General features: G+C 40.8%; 19 protein-coding genes and 3 tRNA genes. 4 read left to right on the top strand and 18 right to left on the bottom strand.

The annotated features are described in order from the left end of the window. The first annotated feature begins 25 nt into the window (after positions 1-25). Together NYR63_RS09900 and xerC are read left to right on the top strand one after the other, a co-directional pair. Positions 26-313, top strand: coding sequence for a DUF5377 family protein (locus tag NYR63_RS09900; protein WP_126375403.1), 288 nt, complete (start codon positions 26-28; stop codon positions 311-313). A gap of 90 nt (positions 314-403) precedes the next feature. Beyond that, positions 404-1,321 carry a tyrosine recombinase XerC gene (xerC, locus tag NYR63_RS09905; RefSeq protein WP_279457354.1) on the top strand — a complete coding sequence of 306 codons (918 nt, stop codon included), beginning with the start codon at positions 404-406 and terminating at the stop codon, positions 1,319-1,321. A 15-nt stretch (positions 1,322-1,336) separates the two neighbouring features. Here the strand turns inward: xerC and NYR63_RS09910 are convergent, their stop codons facing one another. The 16 genes from NYR63_RS09910 to rpe form a co-directional block, all read right to left on the bottom strand. Beyond that, positions 1,337-1,726 carry a YbaN family protein gene (locus NYR63_RS09910; protein WP_279457355.1) on the bottom strand — a complete coding sequence of 130 codons (390 nt, stop codon included), beginning with the start codon at positions 1,724-1,726 and terminating at the stop codon, positions 1,337-1,339. 63 nt (positions 1,727-1,789) lie between these two features. Beyond that, positions 1,790-2,581, bottom strand: coding sequence for a glycosyltransferase family 2 protein (locus NYR63_RS09915; RefSeq protein ID WP_279457356.1), 792 nt, complete (start codon positions 2,579-2,581; stop codon positions 1,790-1,792). Then, complete coding sequence (gene lpxH / locus NYR63_RS09920) at positions 2,578-3,276, bottom strand: UDP-2,3-diacylglucosamine diphosphatase (RefSeq protein ID WP_431831762.1); 699 nt, start codon at positions 3,274-3,276, stop codon at positions 2,578-2,580. Before lpxH ends, NYR63_RS09915 begins: the two co-directional genes overlap by 4 nt. A gap of 65 nt (positions 3,277-3,341) precedes the next feature. Next, positions 3,342-3,866 (bottom strand): DUF1523 family protein, encoded by a 525-nt coding sequence (locus tag NYR63_RS09925; RefSeq protein ID WP_279457358.1) that lies wholly within the window; start codon positions 3,864-3,866, stop codon positions 3,342-3,344. A 35-nt stretch (positions 3,867-3,901) separates the two neighbouring features. After that, positions 3,902-4,690: a TatD family hydrolase gene (locus NYR63_RS09930; protein WP_279457359.1), complete on the bottom strand. Its 789-nt coding sequence runs from the start codon at positions 4,688-4,690 to the stop codon at positions 3,902-3,904. 9 nt (positions 4,691-4,699) lie between these two features. Further along, entirely contained in the window at positions 4,700-4,984 is a 285-nt protein-coding gene (locus tag NYR63_RS09935) for a type II toxin-antitoxin system RelE/ParE family toxin (protein WP_279457360.1), read from the bottom strand. Then, positions 4,977-5,219, bottom strand: coding sequence for a type II toxin-antitoxin system ParD family antitoxin (locus NYR63_RS09940; protein ID WP_279457361.1), 243 nt, complete (start codon positions 5,217-5,219; stop codon positions 4,977-4,979). Before NYR63_RS09940 ends, NYR63_RS09935 begins: the two co-directional genes overlap by 8 nt. Before the next feature lie 95 nt (positions 5,220-5,314). Continuing rightward, positions 5,315-6,178 carry a DUF3883 domain-containing protein gene (locus NYR63_RS09945; protein ID WP_279457362.1) on the bottom strand — a complete coding sequence of 288 codons (864 nt, stop codon included), beginning with the start codon at positions 6,176-6,178 and terminating at the stop codon, positions 5,315-5,317. Further along, a complete protein-coding gene (locus NYR63_RS09950) occupies positions 6,178-7,161 on the bottom strand; it encodes a DNA polymerase III subunit delta' (RefSeq protein WP_279457363.1) in 984 nt (327 codons plus the stop codon). The genes NYR63_RS09945 and NYR63_RS09950 overlap by 1 nt, the downstream gene beginning before the upstream one ends. A gap of 2 nt (positions 7,162-7,163) precedes the next feature. After that, positions 7,164-7,790: a dTMP kinase gene (gene tmk / locus NYR63_RS09955; protein ID WP_279457364.1), complete on the bottom strand. Its 627-nt coding sequence runs from the start codon at positions 7,788-7,790 to the stop codon at positions 7,164-7,166. Between the two features lie 3 nt (positions 7,791-7,793). Next, a complete protein-coding gene (gene mltG, locus NYR63_RS09960) occupies positions 7,794-8,828 on the bottom strand; it encodes an endolytic transglycosylase MltG (RefSeq protein WP_279457365.1) in 1,035 nt (344 codons plus the stop codon). A gap of 119 nt (positions 8,829-8,947) precedes the next feature. Further along, positions 8,948-9,023: transfer RNA gene (locus NYR63_RS09965), tRNA-Lys, on the bottom strand. A gap of 34 nt (positions 9,024-9,057) precedes the next feature. Then, positions 9,058-9,133: transfer RNA gene (locus NYR63_RS09970), tRNA-Lys, on the bottom strand. Between the two features lie 23 nt (positions 9,134-9,156). Continuing rightward, positions 9,157-9,232, bottom strand: a tRNA-Lys gene (locus NYR63_RS09975). A gap of 194 nt (positions 9,233-9,426) precedes the next feature. Continuing rightward, complete coding sequence (gene acpP / locus NYR63_RS09980; RefSeq protein ID WP_005599419.1) at positions 9,427-9,660, bottom strand: acyl carrier protein; 234 nt, start codon at positions 9,658-9,660, stop codon at positions 9,427-9,429. Between the two features lie 263 nt (positions 9,661-9,923). Continuing rightward, complete coding sequence (gene rpe / locus NYR63_RS09985; protein WP_279457366.1) at positions 9,924-10,598, bottom strand: ribulose-phosphate 3-epimerase; 675 nt, start codon at positions 10,596-10,598, stop codon at positions 9,924-9,926. Between the two features lie 221 nt (positions 10,599-10,819). Here rpe and NYR63_RS09990 point away from each other — a divergent pair, with 221 nt between their 5' ends. Together NYR63_RS09990 and ykgO are read left to right on the top strand one after the other, a co-directional pair. Next, positions 10,820-11,089, top strand: a complete 270-nt coding sequence (locus tag NYR63_RS09990; RefSeq protein WP_005599422.1) for a type B 50S ribosomal protein L31 — start codon at positions 10,820-10,822, stop codon at positions 11,087-11,089. 11 nt (positions 11,090-11,100) lie between these two features. Then, positions 11,101-11,226, top strand: coding sequence for a type B 50S ribosomal protein L36 (gene ykgO, locus NYR63_RS09995; protein WP_005599425.1), 126 nt, complete (start codon positions 11,101-11,103; stop codon positions 11,224-11,226). 104 nt (positions 11,227-11,330) lie between these two features. Here the strand turns inward: ykgO and mrcB are convergent, their stop codons facing one another. After that, positions 11,331-13,739, bottom strand: a complete 2,409-nt coding sequence (gene mrcB, locus NYR63_RS10000; protein ID WP_279457367.1) for a penicillin-binding protein 1B — start codon at positions 13,737-13,739, stop codon at positions 11,331-11,333. Positions 13,740-13,820: 81 nt separating this feature from the next. Further along, positions 13,821-14,678, bottom strand: coding sequence for a 1,4-dihydroxy-2-naphthoyl-CoA synthase (menB, locus tag NYR63_RS10005; protein ID WP_005599432.1), 858 nt, complete (start codon positions 14,676-14,678; stop codon positions 13,821-13,823). Between the last annotated feature and the right edge of the window lie 94 nt (positions 14,679-14,772).

Below are 14,772 nucleotides of genomic sequence, written 5' to 3' on the forward strand. Positions count from 1 at the left end.
GTATTTTTATAAGAGGAAAAACACAATGTCAAAAACCGAAGTTTTATTCAGCAATCATTGGAATGTGCGTGTCAGTGATCCGGGCGAAGAAGGTAACGTGAATCACTTCTTTGAAACGGTACTTATTACCTTGGAAGCAAAAATTAACGGTGCGCAAGTAGAATATGAATTTACCCGCAAAGTAGAAGAAAATATCAAAATTCAGCGTAGCTTCACCGATGTAAACGAACTTTTTGAATTTTTAGGCGATTATCTAAGTCCGGTGGCGTTAGGTAATGTCGGCGTACGTATCGGTCAGCTTAATTTGGCGTAATTGAATTAAGCGGTTGTTTTTGCAAAAAATTTTGCAAATTTGACCGCTTGTTTTCCTTTCTCGTTTACTTCCTTTCGACGTGTCATCGTTATGATTAATTCACAAAATACGCTCTATCTGCAAACTAAGCCCTATTGGGATTACTTACGTATCGAAAAACAAGCCAGCCAACATACATTGAGTAATTATCAGCGTCAGCTTTTAGCGGTGAGCGATATGCTTAGTCAAGCCGGTATTAGCACATGGCAAGAGGTGAATAGTGCGACGGTGCGTTGGATTATCTCGCAAAGTAATAAGCAGGGCTTAGGGGCAAAGAGTATCGCTTTACGTTTGGTTGCGTTACGTCAATGGTTTAATTATTTAATTCGACAAGAGCAGATGTCGGTCAATCCGGCGGTTGGGATTAAAGCTCCGAAAGCAGGTAAGCGTTTACCGAAGAATATTGATGCGGAACAAGTCGGGCAACTATTAACCAGCGATAGCCATGAGCCGAGTGACTTGCGTGATCTGGCGATGATGGAATTGATGTACAGCTCCGGCTTGCGTCTATCGGAGTTACAAGGGCTTGATTTAGGCGATATGGATTTAGCCGGACGGGAAGTGCGTTTATTGGGTAAAGGGAATAAAGAGCGTATTGTACCTATTGGTTCCAAAGCACTTGAAGCATTACATCACTGGTTGGAGGTAAGATCACAATTTAAACCGCAAGATAATGCGGTGTTTCTGAATAAGCGGGGAGGGCGTTTATCGCACCGTTCGATTCAACTGGTAATGCAAAAGTGGGGCGAGAAACAAGGATTGGAAAGTCATTTGCATCCGCATAAATTACGCCATTCGTTTGCAACTCATATGCTAGAGGCCAGCGGAGATTTGCGTGCGGTACAAGAATTACTCGGGCATAGCAATCTTTCTACCACTCAAATTTATACGCATTTGGATTTCCAACATCTTGCTAAGATTTATGATGCGACTCATCCTAGAGCAAGACGTAAAAAGCAAGAAGACTAAAGAATCTTATCTCGATTAAGCATTTGAGCGGCTATTGTTTGTTTCCGGCGGAATAGTGGCGATTTTGCAGAAAAAGTACCAATATTGACAGATGATAACGGCAATTAAGGTTAATTTGCCCCAAATATTCGGTAATGCGAAAAAGGAAACAAGGCAAAACGGGGCGGAAATTAACAAAATCGTGACTTTTTGCTTCATAGTCATCGCACGTTTTTCATCATATTCCTTTAAATATTTTTGATACATTTTAGTGCGCATAAACCATTGTTGTAAGCGAGGCGAACTTTTTCCGAAGCAAAAAAGCGCAAGCAATAAAAACGGCGTAGTCGGTAAGCCCGGCAGAATTGCGCCTAAAATGCCAAGTCCGATACATAAGAATCCTGTGATGATATAGAAAAGTTTCATAGTAATTACAGTTGATAATTAATCTCAATTAGAGATGTTAGACGGATTTTATCTATTTTTCAACTAATTCCACTGAATATTCAAAGGCTTTATCCCGATTTTTTTAGTCGTGAGGCATTCTTGTAACTGTTGAACTTGTTGGCAGATCTTTTCGGTCACGGCTTCGGCTTGCAGCATTTTTTCTTGAGTAACCTCCGCCGGATGTTGATTAAATAAAATCGCATCCAGTAAACGTTCCGCATACATCCCTTCGTGGTAGTAATGTAAAACACCGGCATCGTTAAATGCGGTTGCGACCATACTGATTTTAGTCGTGGCAATGCCCAAAGCTCCGTCTTCACCACCTAATTCTCGAAACAACTGATGTTGCGGAAAGCCGCCGCAAGCGAGAAAAAATGAACGGCGAAAGACGGTATTCCCGCCGCAGGTCATTCGCATATGTTGCCAAGCATATTCAAAGTTAGCGTGAGCGGTATAACGTTCGGGGAATTCTATCGGTTTAAGTGTCAATCGGACGACGGCGGCTTCCGGTCGAAAAGTAAAAATCCCTTCGGCAATTTGCAGGGCATGATCTTCGTAGGCATCATCCGCATCTAAAAACGCAATAAAGTCGGCTTCGCTTTGTAATGCACCCCAGTTTCTAGCTTTAGCGACACCGCCGTTTTTCGGCATTGATTCGACACGAATTTTATGCGGTACTTGCGCTTGCAGATGTTGAGCTAATGCGAGCGTATTATCGGTTGAGGCATCATCAACCAGCCATAACATACCTAATTCCGGTTGGTTTAACGCACTCTGTACCGCTCGTACTAACGTCTGTTCGGCGTTATAGCAAGGAATAATCACATCTATCATACAAACTCAAATCCCTGTTCATCAAATTTTAAAACGGAAGCGTAATCCGCTTTCCAGTCACCGAGGACAATGCGGGTAAATTCCGCTTCGGAATGCACTGCTTGGCGGTGGGTGTGACCGTGAATCAGGTAAGTGGCAGCGAAGCGTTTTACCGTTTCGGCGGTAAATGCCGGATTTACGTCCATAATGTCGGCGGGTTTAGATTGTTTATCTTGTTTACTTTTAACACGAATTTTCTGCGCAATACGGATGCGTAATGAGAGCGGTAAACGTAAAAAGAGCCACTGCAGCCATTTTTGATGTACTTTACGGCGGAATTGTTGGTATTTTACATCATCAATGCAAAGCGTATCGCCATGGCAAATCAGCGTCTTATTGCCGTATAAATTGAGCAGATAATAATCGGGCAGAATTTCAATACCGGTTTCTTGCGCGAAGCGTTTACCTAATAAGAAGTCACGGTTTCCGCAAATAAAATAACATTTTACACCGCTTGTAGTGAGGGTTTTTAGGGCGTTTTTCACTTGGTTGATAAGCTCGGATTGTTCGTCGTCGCCAATCCAGAAATCAAAGAAATCACCTAGGATATACACGCTTTCCGCAAGCGGTGCTTTTTGTTGCATAAATTGCAAAAAGTGTTCAGTGATCTGAGGTTGTGCTTCGTTGAGGTGTAGGTCTGCAATAAAATAAATCATTTCGCTCGCAATAAAAAACGGTTCAATTTGCAAAATTCTAGCAAAATTGAACCGCTTGGAATAGCTTATTCGTTACGGAAGATTCCACGAATAAATTGAACGGAGAGGAAGAAAAGTAGTGCTAATACGCTGTAGAGAATATAACTGAAAATCGGCATTGAGCTGCTTTCGCCTTCCGATAACGGCTTAATCGAAACGATATTTCTAAACTCATTTAAGAAGTTGATTCGCCAGCCGTAATATTTAATTTGCACCAGTTGTTTTTCATTCGCATACGCTTGTGCTTTGGCTTGAATATCGGCAGAACCGAATTTGAAATAAGGCGGTAAGCCCCAACCGGTATCTTCGTTACGATACACCATCACTTTTTTCGTTTCCGGATGCTCGGTAAATAGGAAATACACGTCTCGCACTTCACCGTCCGCCGGATTCGATTTACTGATGATACCGTCTTTATCCATACGGCGAACTTCCATTCCTGTTACGGTGGTTGTTTCATAGCTTGGCATCGCATAATTGACCGCACCGCCCAACACAATAAAAAATGAGAGTGATACGAGAATCAGAAAATATTTTAAAATCGCTTTCATTCGAGTTCCTTTATTTAACCTTTAACTTTAATAGATTAGAGTTTAATCTTGAATAAGTTTTGCACATTTTCGGTAGTAATGCGAGCTAATTCTTCCGTTGAAACGCCTTTTAGTGCGGCAAGATACTCACAAGTTTCACGCACGTAAGCCGGCTGATTCGGCTTACCACGGTACGGGATCGGTGCAAGATAAGGCGAATCGGTTTCGACTAATAAACGATCGAGTGGCACTTTACGTACTACATCACGTAGTTCTTCCGCATTACGGAAGGTAATAATCCCTGAAATCGAAATATAGAAACCGATATCCAACGCTCGTTTTGCCATCTCCCAATCTTCGGTAAAGCAGTGTAACACGCCGCCACATTTTTCAGCATTGCCGGCAATCAGCATATCCATTGTATCTTGACGAGCCGAACGGGTATGGATAATTAACGGTTTATTTACTTTATTGGCAATTTCAATTTGTTGTGAAAACAGCGATTGTTGTAACGCTTTCGTTTCCGGCGTGTAGTGGTAATCTAAACCGGTTTCGCCAATCGCTACCACTTTTTCATCTTGTGCAAAGGCAAGTAATTTTTCGTAATCAAACGGCTCGTCTTCCACATTTAACGGATGCACGCCACAAGATAACGAGACATCATCACGATGCGCAGTTAAGGCTTTCATCGCCTCAAAACGCCCGACAGTAGTACAAATTGAAATAAAGTGATGAACGCCACGTGCTTTAGCATTTTCGATTACTTCGTCCACATTTTTATGACGAGTTTCATAATCTAAGGCATCTAAATGACAATGTGAGTCGATAATAAATAAGTCTTTCAATGTTTTTTCCTACATATAATGTTTATGATCCATTCTATTGTTTAGAATACGAACCACTAAAATATAGTTTGATTTAATTTGATAATAAATAGTATGAGATTGGCAAACAAAACTAAAAATATTTAAACCAATTTCACTTCGAGAAATACCCATTTGAGGAAAGGAAGTGATATTCTCTAGTGTCTTTTTTAGATGGTGTAAGTATTCATCTGATTGCTTATGTCCAAATTGTTCTGTTGTATAGTGGGTAATAGCAGTTAGATCTTGCTTAGCTTTTACCGAAAACTTATACATTAGCGCTACCTCTTGCTTGTGTAACAATTTCATCAAAAGAATCATTACATTCGCCACTATCAATACCTTCTTGAATAGCATGACGTAATTGTACGAGATATTGCTCTTTTTCTTCTAACAAACGTAAGGCAGTACGTACCACTTCACTTGTTGAACCGTAACGTCCACTTTCTACCATTTGATTAACGAAATCATTTAACGGCTCGCCTAAAGTAACACTGGTTGTTCTCGCCATAATTTTTCCTTTTTGTGTGAATTATTCACACAATAGCAGTTTCTAGAAGATAAGTAAACGAAAGGCGATAAATTGTTATCGCCTTATCTCAAATTTTATTTTATTTTTACTTTGTATGTAATTTCTTTCGTATAGTTGATAGACTTTATATAGGAAATAGGATTTTGAATTTCCTCAATTTCTCCTTGCTTGTTTTCTAAATCAGTTAGTCTAATCAAATAAATGAAAGCATTATCCCCTTTACTTTCTAAAACATCCCATTCATTTTTTGAAAGGTAAAATACGTTATTTTTAGAGATTAAATTAGATTTAACTTCTATAAATCGTTCTCCATCTTCTGATTTAGAATATAAATCGTAACCAGCTCCAACATCATCTAAATAACATCGTTTTATCTTAGCATTAGGATTGCGTTGTTTTTCATATTGATATGCGATTTCTTCGCCAATATTGCCGATTAAAGCTCTTTTCTCAAGTAACTTTGAGAAATCATGTTTTGAAATTTTTCTTTTATAACTTTTACCATCAAATGATGTAACGATATGTTTTGGCTTAATTAATTCTTCTTGAGCATTAACTTCTAAAAAATGAATTTCATCAATATTATTTAATACCGATTTTAGATTAGTATTATCCTTAATCCATTGTTTAAATTGCTCAATAATTTCCTTATCAAGATTACGACCTGCTTTCCATTCTCTATTTAATACTTTACTAATTAATTCTCTTGTTGTTTTACCATTATTACAATAGTAGAGATTATCTCGATATATCGAAAAAGTATTGTTTTTAAAAGCAGAGAATTTTGAAACTGCAAAATAATACTTTTTATCTATTTCAGTATAGAGAAAATATTTTGGATTATCCCCTAATAGAATTCTAATTTCATCTGATGATTGGGGAAAATTAATGACATTCTGATAAATATCGTTTTCTGTTTCTACAAAGATCTTGTCCATTATTCAAATACCTCTAAAATAAGTTTAGTTAAACAATCTAATAACATCAATTCTAAATTCACCGCATTCACTTGCTGTAAGTCTTGGCGGGTTTGTTGCAGAATTTGGTGAGCCTTTAGCAATGCTTGGGCGGAGAGTTGTTGGCTAAACGGCAGAATACCGGCTTGTAAATCGGGGTTTGTCCAACCGATTGCGATATCCATTTTGGCTTTTAACGCATCGGCAAAAAAGCTATCCAACCATTCTAATTGCTGCAATACCAATTCCTTTTCTTTATCGAATGCGGTGAAGAGTAGCAACACATCTCGGCTTTTAAAGAAACGCCAAAAGGTTTGCAAAAAGGTTTTACGGGCTTGTAAGCGGTCATTTTCTAAAAAAGTTTTGCAAATCAGCGGACGTTGATGACACAAACGCATCGCAATTTCACAAGAGGCAAAATCAACTCCGCTACAGTTTGCTTGCAACCAATCTAACACAATATTCGTTTCCGGCGGATGAATTAACCAGGTTTGGCAGCGGCTTTGAATGGTCGGGAGCATTGCACCCTGCAACGGTGCTTCAAGCAGAAAATACACGCTGTTATGCGGTTCTTCGAGCGTTTTTAAGAGCGCATTGCTACTGGCTTCGGTTAAACGTTCTGAACCTCGGATATATACCACCGCATTGCCGCCTTGTTGCGAGAAGTTTTGCAATTTGGCATTGGTTTCACGTACTTGGTCAATCCCGATATCTTTACTGTCAATCGGTTCTAAGATATGGAAATCAGGATGGTTTCCGGCAGCGGTCAATAAACAACTTTTACACTGTTGGCAAGCCTGTTCTCCGTGCGGATTTTGGCAGAGCAGCCAATGCGCAAAATGACGAATCAGCGTTTCCGTCCCTAAACCAGAATCGGTTTTAAATAACAGGGCGTGATGACCACGCCCGTGTAAAAAGGATTCCGTCAGTTGTTGATAAGTGGGTTGAAGCCAAGGATATAGCATATTTATTTTGCAATGTTTAAGAAGTTTTCGACCGCTTGTTGAATATCTGCCGCTACTTTTTCAATCGGTTGTTCCGCATTGATAATTATCGCTTTCTCGTTATTTTGTGTCAGTTCCAAATAACGTTGGCGTGTGCGATAAAAGAAATCAAGGCTTTGCTGTTCAATACGATCCAATTCGCCGCGACCTCTAGCACGCGCTAGACCGACCGCAGGGTCGATATCAAGGTAAATGGTTAGATCCGGTTCAAAGTTACCTAGCACGGTTTCTTTCAAAGTTTCGAGTAAGTGACGATCAATTTGGCGTCCACCACCTTGATAAGCCTGCGAAGACATATCGTGACGATCGCCCAACACCCATTTTCCTTCTGCTAATGCCGGTTTAATCACGTTTTCGACTAATTGAATACGTGCCGCATACAACATCAGTAATTCGGCTTTGTCACTAACCGCTTCTTCGGTTTCGTGTTTGATTAAATGGCGTAGTTTTTCCGCAAGCGGCGTACCGCCGGGTTCGCGTGTTTGTACTACGCTTTTACCCGCTTTTTCCAGCTGAGCTAAAATTACTTGATGTGCAGTGGTTTTGCCTGCACCTTCTAAACCTTCCAGAACAATAAATTTTCCACGCATTTCTTATTTCTTCTCAAGTTTTTTGTTTCGTTCGATTTTGATCCAGTCACGAACCGCTTGGTTGTGTTGGTCTAGATTTTTGCTAAATTTATGCCCACCGCTACCGTCTGCTACAAAATAGAGATACGGCGTGTTATCCGGTTGCGAAACCGCTTTTAATGCCGCTTCGCTCGGCATTGCAATTGGTGTTGGTGGTAAGCCGTCAATTACATAAGTATTATAAGGCGTTGCTTCTTCTAAATCTTTTTTACGAATATTACCGTTATACCGATCGCCCATACCGTAAATTACGGTCGGGTCGGTTTGCAATTTCATTTTTAATCTGAGACGGTTGATAAATACAGATGCTACTTGTGGGCGTTCACTCGCAACTGCGGTTTCTTTTTCCACGATAGAAGCCAAAATCAGCATTTCATACGGGTTTGCAAGCGGTAGATTTTCCGCACGATTTTGCCAAGCGTTATCCAATGCTTTTTGTTGCTTTTGATAAGCTCGTTTCAGTAATTCCAAATCGCTTGAATTCGGCACATAGCTGTAAGTATCCGGGGCAATCCAGCCTTCGAGTTTCTCATGGGCAATACCAAGCAGTTGAGCGATTTCCGCTTCGGATTTTCCGGTTAGCGTGTGTTGCATATAACTTGCTTTCGCCAGTTGTTCGCGCCAAACCTTAAAGGTTTTACCCTCGATAAATTGTACGTTAAGTTGGACTTCTTTGCCGGAACTTAAATGTTTCAGTAAGTCTTCAACCGTCTTCAGTCCGTTAAGTGAGTAAGTCCCCGCTTTAAATTTACTCAGTTCCGGTTTAAAACGAATAAGATAGGGGAGTAGGCTAACATCATCATGATTAACAATACCTTGTTCTTCCAATAATTGTGCCAGCTTTTGGCGTGATGTGCCTTTCTCTAAGATAAAGAATTGATCCGCTTTTGCGGTAAGTGGATGCTCGGCAAGACCGGAGAGTTTTTGATAACCGTAAATTGCACCGCCGGCAGCAATTAGACCGCATAAGCCTAAAGCAATAAGAAGTTTTTTAATCATTAAATAAAATTCGCTGTAAATAATCTGTTGAATAATTGCTATAAAAACGTGATGAATTTTACACTATAAACAGAGAACAAGCGGTGCTTTTTTCAAGAAAATTTGTAAGGGAATATAAATGGTGGGTCGTGAAGGATTCGAACCTTCGACCAACGGATTAAAAGTCCGCTGCTCTACCGACTGAGCTAACGACCCATTTCAGATTTGACTGATTTGGAAAGTTCTAAAGTGGTGGGTCGTGAAGGATTCGAACCTTCGACCAACGGATTAAAAGTCCGCTGCTCTACCGACTGAGCTAACGACCCTTTAGAAGGCGTTGCAAGTTAAATGGTGGGTCGTGAAGGATTCGAACCTTCGACCAACGGATTAAAAGTCCGCTGCTCTACCGACTGAGCTAACGACCCTTAACGTTGCGTAACAGGCGCATATAATACGGATTTAAACAAAATGGTCAAGTGCTTTTTGGCAAATTTATCTTGTTTGAATGGTTTGTAAACGATTTTGCGTATTTTTGAACAGTGCGCTTTATACTACAGAAGAAAGTATGGCGATTCGGGATAAAAAATAAGGCGGTTAATAAACCGCCTCATCTTTGAAATTATGCGTTAGCTTTTGTCACGTAGTCAATCGCTGATTGAACTGTTGTGATTTTTTCAGCTTCTTCATCCGGGATTTCGATATCGAATTCTTCTTCTAAAGCCATCACTAATTCAACTGTGTCTAAAGAGTCCGCACCTAAATCTTCAATGAATGAAGCTTCTGGTTTAACGTCTTCAGCTTTAACACCTAATTGATCAACGATAATTTTTTTTACGCGTTCTTCAATGCTCATTTTGTTTTTCCTATGTGAAATTCGCCTAAATGCGAGAGTTAAATAGTGTAGAGAAAAAAATGCTAAATTCAACGCTTTTTAAGAAAGGTCAAACCAGCCGTTTTCCCACACAAGTATAAATAGTTCGCTTATGACAGCGAAAAGCGATGGATATTCTAACATTATGTATAGGGTTTATCCATAGCTGATTGTTATTCGCTCGGTAATTTATCGGCTAAAAGCGGTATATTTTCACTAATTTTTTGCGAAAATAACCGATTTTGTTATAGCTGTGCCAATTCTTGACGCATTTGATCAATCACCGCTTTGTAATTCGGTTGATCAAAAATCGCAGAGCCGGCAACAAAGGTATCTGCACCGGCAGCGGCAATCTCGGCAATGTTGTCTATTTTTACGCCGCCGTCAATTTCTAAGCGAATCGGGTAACCGCTTTTATCAATACGACGACGCGCTTCTTGCAATTTTTCTAAAGTTGCCGGAATAAATTTTTGTCCGCCGAAACCGGGGTTTACCCCCATCAACAAGATCATATCCACCTTATCCATCACATAATCTAAATAACTGAGCGGCGTGGCGGGGTTGAAAACTAAACCAGATTTACAACCGAGATCTCGGATCATTTGTAAGGTACGATCAATATGATCGGTCGCTTCAGGATGGAAAGTAATGTAATTTGCGCCGGCTTTGGCGAAGTCCGGGATTAAACGTTCGACCGGTTTTACCATAAGATGTACGTCAATTTCCGCCGTAATACCGTAATCACGTAATGCTTTACAGATAGCGGGTCCAAAAGTCAGATTCGGCACAAAATGATTATCCATAACATCAAAATGAATAATATCGCCGCCTGCTTTTAGTACTTCCGCAACGTCTTCTCCTAATCGAGCCAAATCCGCAGACAGGATAGACGGGGCGATAAGAAACGGTTGTCGAGCCATAATGCTTCCTTATAAATATAACTAGAAATTTATTGTTATAGACTACCATAAAATTAACAAAGAAAAGGCGATCTGGATCGCAAAATTTTATTTACAAATGTGCAAAATATAATCAATAATATAAAAACCATAAAAAAATTATAGAAATAAAAAAGATTATCGGATAGTATATATCCACTTTTTATTTATGGAAATAAATGAAGCCTCTGGAGGATTTTAAAATGAAAAAAGGGATTCACCCTGAAAATTATCGTGAAGTATTATTTTATGACGGGTCGGTACAAATGGGCTGGATTATTCGTTCTTGTGCGGCAACAACAAAAACTATGGTTTGGGAAGACGGCAAAGAATATCCGTTTTACCCGTTAGATACGTCATCCGCATCACATCCTGTTTATACGGGTAAACGTCGTGAAGTGAATACGGAAGGTCGAGCAAGTAAATTTAATGAACGCTTTAAAGGTATGGCTGGTCTAGCCGCGAAGAAATAAGGATATTATTGATGAAAATTTTAAACTCGTTAAAAACGGCGAAAACACGCCATCCGGATTGCCAAATCGTACGTCGTAAAGGCAAACTTTACGTAATTTGTAAAAGCAATCCGCGTTTTAAAGCACGCCAACGTTAATTTGATTTGGGATTCACTTAAACAAAAACGCATATTCAATCATTATCGAATATGCGTTTTTTAATTTGGATTTTGTAAACATTCCACCTTTTTCGACCGCTTGTTTATTCGGTCGGTGCGACTTCTTCTACCGGCAAGGCCTGTTGATCTTCAGCCACATCGGCTTTAGTATTTTCCGTTTTGGTTTTATCTAATGAAATCGCTTCTAATACGGTCGGTTTAGTCGCTTCGACAACATTACCCGCATTGGTGCAGTAGTGCTGACCTCGATCACGCCACATTGGAATTTGGCGATTCGGATCGCAGTTGATTGTACCGTAGCCGTTGATACCCACCCATTGCATGCTTTTCGCTTTCGGCAATTTAAACGCAGTCGGTAAAGCACGTTCTAAGTATTGTTTATAGACGAATAATGCACCGCTTGAACCGGTTAAATTGGTATCGGTATTGTTATCCTTACCTAGCCATACAGTAGTGACGTTTTCACCGTCCACCCCAACAAACCAAGTGTCGCGCGCATTATTGGTCGTCCCGGTTTTGCCGGCTAAACGTAAATGGGCGAATTCGTTTTGTAAGCTGCGAGCCGTACCTCGTTCTACGACCTGTTGCATTGCATACAAGGTCTGAATCGTAGCTTCCTGCGGTAAGATTTGTTGGCTGACTTCTTCAAGATTGCGCTGATAGAGCGGGCTACCGTCGTGTGACATAATCGCCTCAATGGTCGTAAGCGGTGTTTTTAAACCGTTATTTGCTAACACTTGATACGATTTCGTCACATCATACGGTGAAATGGAATACGAACCTAACAGCATAGAAGGGTAAGCCGGAATATCCGCTTTGTCCCAACCCATTTCTTTTTGCTTTGCAATCACTTTCTTTAAACCGACTTTCATACCGATATTGACGGTCGGAATATTTAACGAGCGCACTAACGCATCCATGAGCATTACCGAACCGCTAAAACGTTTGTCATAGTTTTTCGGCGTCCACGGTGGAGAACCTTTGGTATAGATGGTGATCGGTTGGTTCTGAATCGGCGTATTTAAACGGAAATTCTTCGGATCAGAAAGTGCGATTGCATAAATCGAAGGCTTCACCAACGAACCGATTTGACGTTTAGTCTGAATCGCACGGTTAAAACCGGCAAACTGCGTTAAGCGGTCGCCGACAATCGCACGAACTTTACCGGTTTTATATTCCGCCACTACGATAGCGGATTGTAAATCTCTGATTTTACTATCCGATTCCTCGAGTTTTTCTAATCCGTTGATTACCGCTTGTTCGGCAGAACGCTGCTGTTTACGATCTAAGGTCGTGAAAATTTTCGCACCGGATAGTTGCGCATATTTGTTTTCGCCGAGTTCCGCTTTAAGATCAAGATTCAACGCTTGCATAAATGCCGGTTGTTGGCGATAAATCGTACCTTTTTCTTTTACGCCAAGCGGTTGTTTTACCAATAATTCGTATTCGGGCTGGGTAATTGCTTGATTTTCCAGCAATAATTTTAATACTACATTACGGCGTTCAAGTGCGGCTTCCGGATGACGCCACGGATTGTAGAGGGAAGGTCCTTTGACCATACCGACTAATAACGCCATTTGTGACGGTGTAATTTCTTGAATCGGACGACCGAAATAGAATTGACTTGCTAATGCAAAGCCATGTACTTGATAACTACCGTTTTGACCTAAATAGATTTCGTTTAAGTAGGTTTCAAGAATACGGTTTTTGTCGTAGCGAAAATCTAAAATAAGCGACATTAACGCTTCATTCACTTTACGCACGATGGTTTTTTCGCTGGTTAAAAACAGGTTCTTAACTAACTGTTGAGTAAGTGTACTCGCACCTTGTACCGTTCTGCCGGCTTGATAGTTCGCCATTAACGCCCGCGCAATACCTAACGGGCTGATACCGTCGTGCTGATAGAAACGTTTATCTTCGGTCAGAATTAACGCTTGGATGAGAAAATACGGATATTGTTGCAAACGCAACGCTTGGCGTTCTTCATCATTATCCGAATGCAGCATTGCGATTAATTTCGGGTCGAGTCGAAACTCGTTAATTAATTTACGCTGAACTAAGTCTTCGATATGAGTCAGTTTGTCGTTATCGAAACGTAAACGTAAAATACGTTGTGCTTCCGGTGTTTCAGGAAACGGGAATGCGCGGCGCAACAACACAAGCGTATTGTTCTCAATTTTGAAATCGCCCGGTGTGGCAATTTGAGAAACTTGGCGGTAACCGTTATCCAACAACGCTTGTTTAGTTGCTTCCAACGATAACTTATCTTCCACGCTGATACTTTCAATACGGCTATAAACTTCCGCCGGTAATTGCCAAACTTGCCCGTCCATTTTTGCTCGAATACGCCCGTCGAGATAAATCCCGTAAAATGCGGCGAAGCAAGTGCCGACAAGCCCTAATTTAAGGCAAGTCGGAATCAAGAAGGATTTTTTCTTTAATGTTGTATTTTCTTGTTCTGGCGTTTGAGGTTCGGTTTGGGTATTTGACATAGAAAATTCTTTGCAAAAAAGTCAGCGAATCGGACCGCTTGTTAGAACCTCCCCGTTATGGGGAGGCAATAGAAGGTGTAATTACGGATTACGTTTAAATTTGCTGAAGTCAGGCTCTCGTTTTTCGTTGAAAGCGTTACGACCTTCTTGACCTTCTTCCGTCATATAGAACAACATCGTTGCGTTGCCGGCTAATTCTTGCAGACCCGCTTGACCGTCACAGTCCGCATTTAATGCCGCTTTTAAGCAACGTAATGCAATCGGGCTGTTTTGTAACATTTCACGGCACCAACGCACGGTTTCTTTTTCAAGATCCGCATAAGGCACAACGGTATTCACTAAGCCCATATTTAATGCTTCTTGCGCATCGTACATACGGCATAAGAACCAGATTTCACGTGCTTTTTTCTGACCGACGATACGCGCCATATAGCTTGCACCCCAACCGCCGTCAAATGAACCCACTTTCGGGCCGGTCTGACCGAATTTTGCGTTATCCGCCGCAATCGTTAAGTCACACATCATATGTAATACGTGGCCGCCGCCAACCGCATAGCCTGCCACCATTGCCACAACCGGTTTCGGGCAGGTACGAATATCACGTTGGAACTGTAACACGTTTAAGTGGTGTACGCCGCTATCGTCTTTATAACCGCCGTAGTCACCGCGAATTTTTTGGTCGCCGCCGGCACAGAATGCGTATTCGCCTTCACCGGTTAATACGATAACCCCGATTTTTTCGTCAAAGCGAGCATCGGCGAAAGCGTGGATCATTTCTTTAACCGTTTGAGGACGGAATGCGTTACGTACTTCAGGACGATTGATGGTAATTTTTGCAATACCGTCGGTTGATTTGTGGTAACGAATATCGGTATAGCCTTCGCTATGATCTACCCACGTAATTGGTGCATAAAGAAATTCTTCGCTTGGATATAACATTGGAGTTCCTTTTAATGTGTATAAAAAATTCGGGCAATTATAGCCGAATTACTAGGGATTAACGAGAAAATAAGCGGTCAAATTTTGTAAAAAA

The organism is Actinobacillus genomosp. 1, from assembly GCF_029774175.1.
Lineage (GTDB): Bacteria > Pseudomonadota > Gammaproteobacteria > Enterobacterales > Pasteurellaceae > Actinobacillus.

Excerpts from the sequence above, each read along its gene's own strand:
- ykgO (WP_005599425.1), top strand. The coding sequence starts at position 11,101 with ATGAAAATTTTAAACTCGTTAAAAACGGCGAAAACACGCCATCCGGAT.
- NYR63_RS09910 (WP_279457355.1), bottom strand. The coding sequence starts at position 1,726 with ATGAAACTTTTCTATATCATCACAGGATTCTTATGTATCGGACTTGGC.
- NYR63_RS09990 (WP_005599422.1), top strand. The coding sequence starts at position 10,820 with ATGAAAAAAGGGATTCACCCTGAAAATTATCGTGAAGTATTATTTTAT.
- NYR63_RS09900 (WP_126375403.1), top strand. The coding sequence starts at position 26 with ATGTCAAAAACCGAAGTTTTATTCAGCAATCATTGGAATGTGCGTGTC.
- mrcB (WP_279457367.1), bottom strand. The coding sequence starts at position 13,739 with ATGTCAAATACCCAAACCGAACCTCAAACGCCAGAACAAGAAAATACA.
- NYR63_RS09940 (WP_279457361.1), bottom strand. The coding sequence starts at position 5,219 with ATGGCGAGAACAACCAGTGTTACTTTAGGCGAGCCGTTAAATGATTTC.
- NYR63_RS09950 (WP_279457363.1), bottom strand. The coding sequence starts at position 7,161 with ATGCTATATCCTTGGCTTCAACCCACTTATCAACAACTGACGGAATCC.
- menB (WP_005599432.1), bottom strand. The coding sequence starts at position 14,678 with ATGTTATATCCAAGCGAAGAATTTCTTTATGCACCAATTACGTGGGTA.
- NYR63_RS09935 (WP_279457360.1), bottom strand. The coding sequence starts at position 4,984 with ATGTATAAGTTTTCGGTAAAAGCTAAGCAAGATCTAACTGCTATTACC.
- tmk (WP_279457364.1), bottom strand. The coding sequence starts at position 7,790 with ATGCGTGGAAAATTTATTGTTCTGGAAGGTTTAGAAGGTGCAGGCAAA.
- mltG (WP_279457365.1), bottom strand. The coding sequence starts at position 8,828 with ATGATTAAAAAACTTCTTATTGCTTTAGGCTTATGCGGTCTAATTGCT.
- rpe (WP_279457366.1), bottom strand. The coding sequence starts at position 10,598 with ATGGCTCGACAACCGTTTCTTATCGCCCCGTCTATCCTGTCTGCGGAT.
- lpxH (WP_431831762.1), bottom strand. The coding sequence starts at position 3,276 with ATGATTTATTTTATTGCAGACCTACACCTCAACGAAGCACAACCTCAG.
- NYR63_RS09945 (WP_279457362.1), bottom strand. The coding sequence starts at position 6,178 with ATGGACAAGATCTTTGTAGAAACAGAAAACGATATTTATCAGAATGTC.
- NYR63_RS09915 (WP_279457356.1), bottom strand. The coding sequence starts at position 2,581 with ATGATAGATGTGATTATTCCTTGCTATAACGCCGAACAGACGTTAGTA.
- NYR63_RS09925 (WP_279457358.1), bottom strand. The coding sequence starts at position 3,866 with ATGAAAGCGATTTTAAAATATTTTCTGATTCTCGTATCACTCTCATTT.
- acpP (WP_005599419.1), bottom strand. The coding sequence starts at position 9,660 with ATGAGCATTGAAGAACGCGTAAAAAAAATTATCGTTGATCAATTAGGT.
- xerC (WP_279457354.1), top strand. The coding sequence starts at position 404 with ATGATTAATTCACAAAATACGCTCTATCTGCAAACTAAGCCCTATTGG.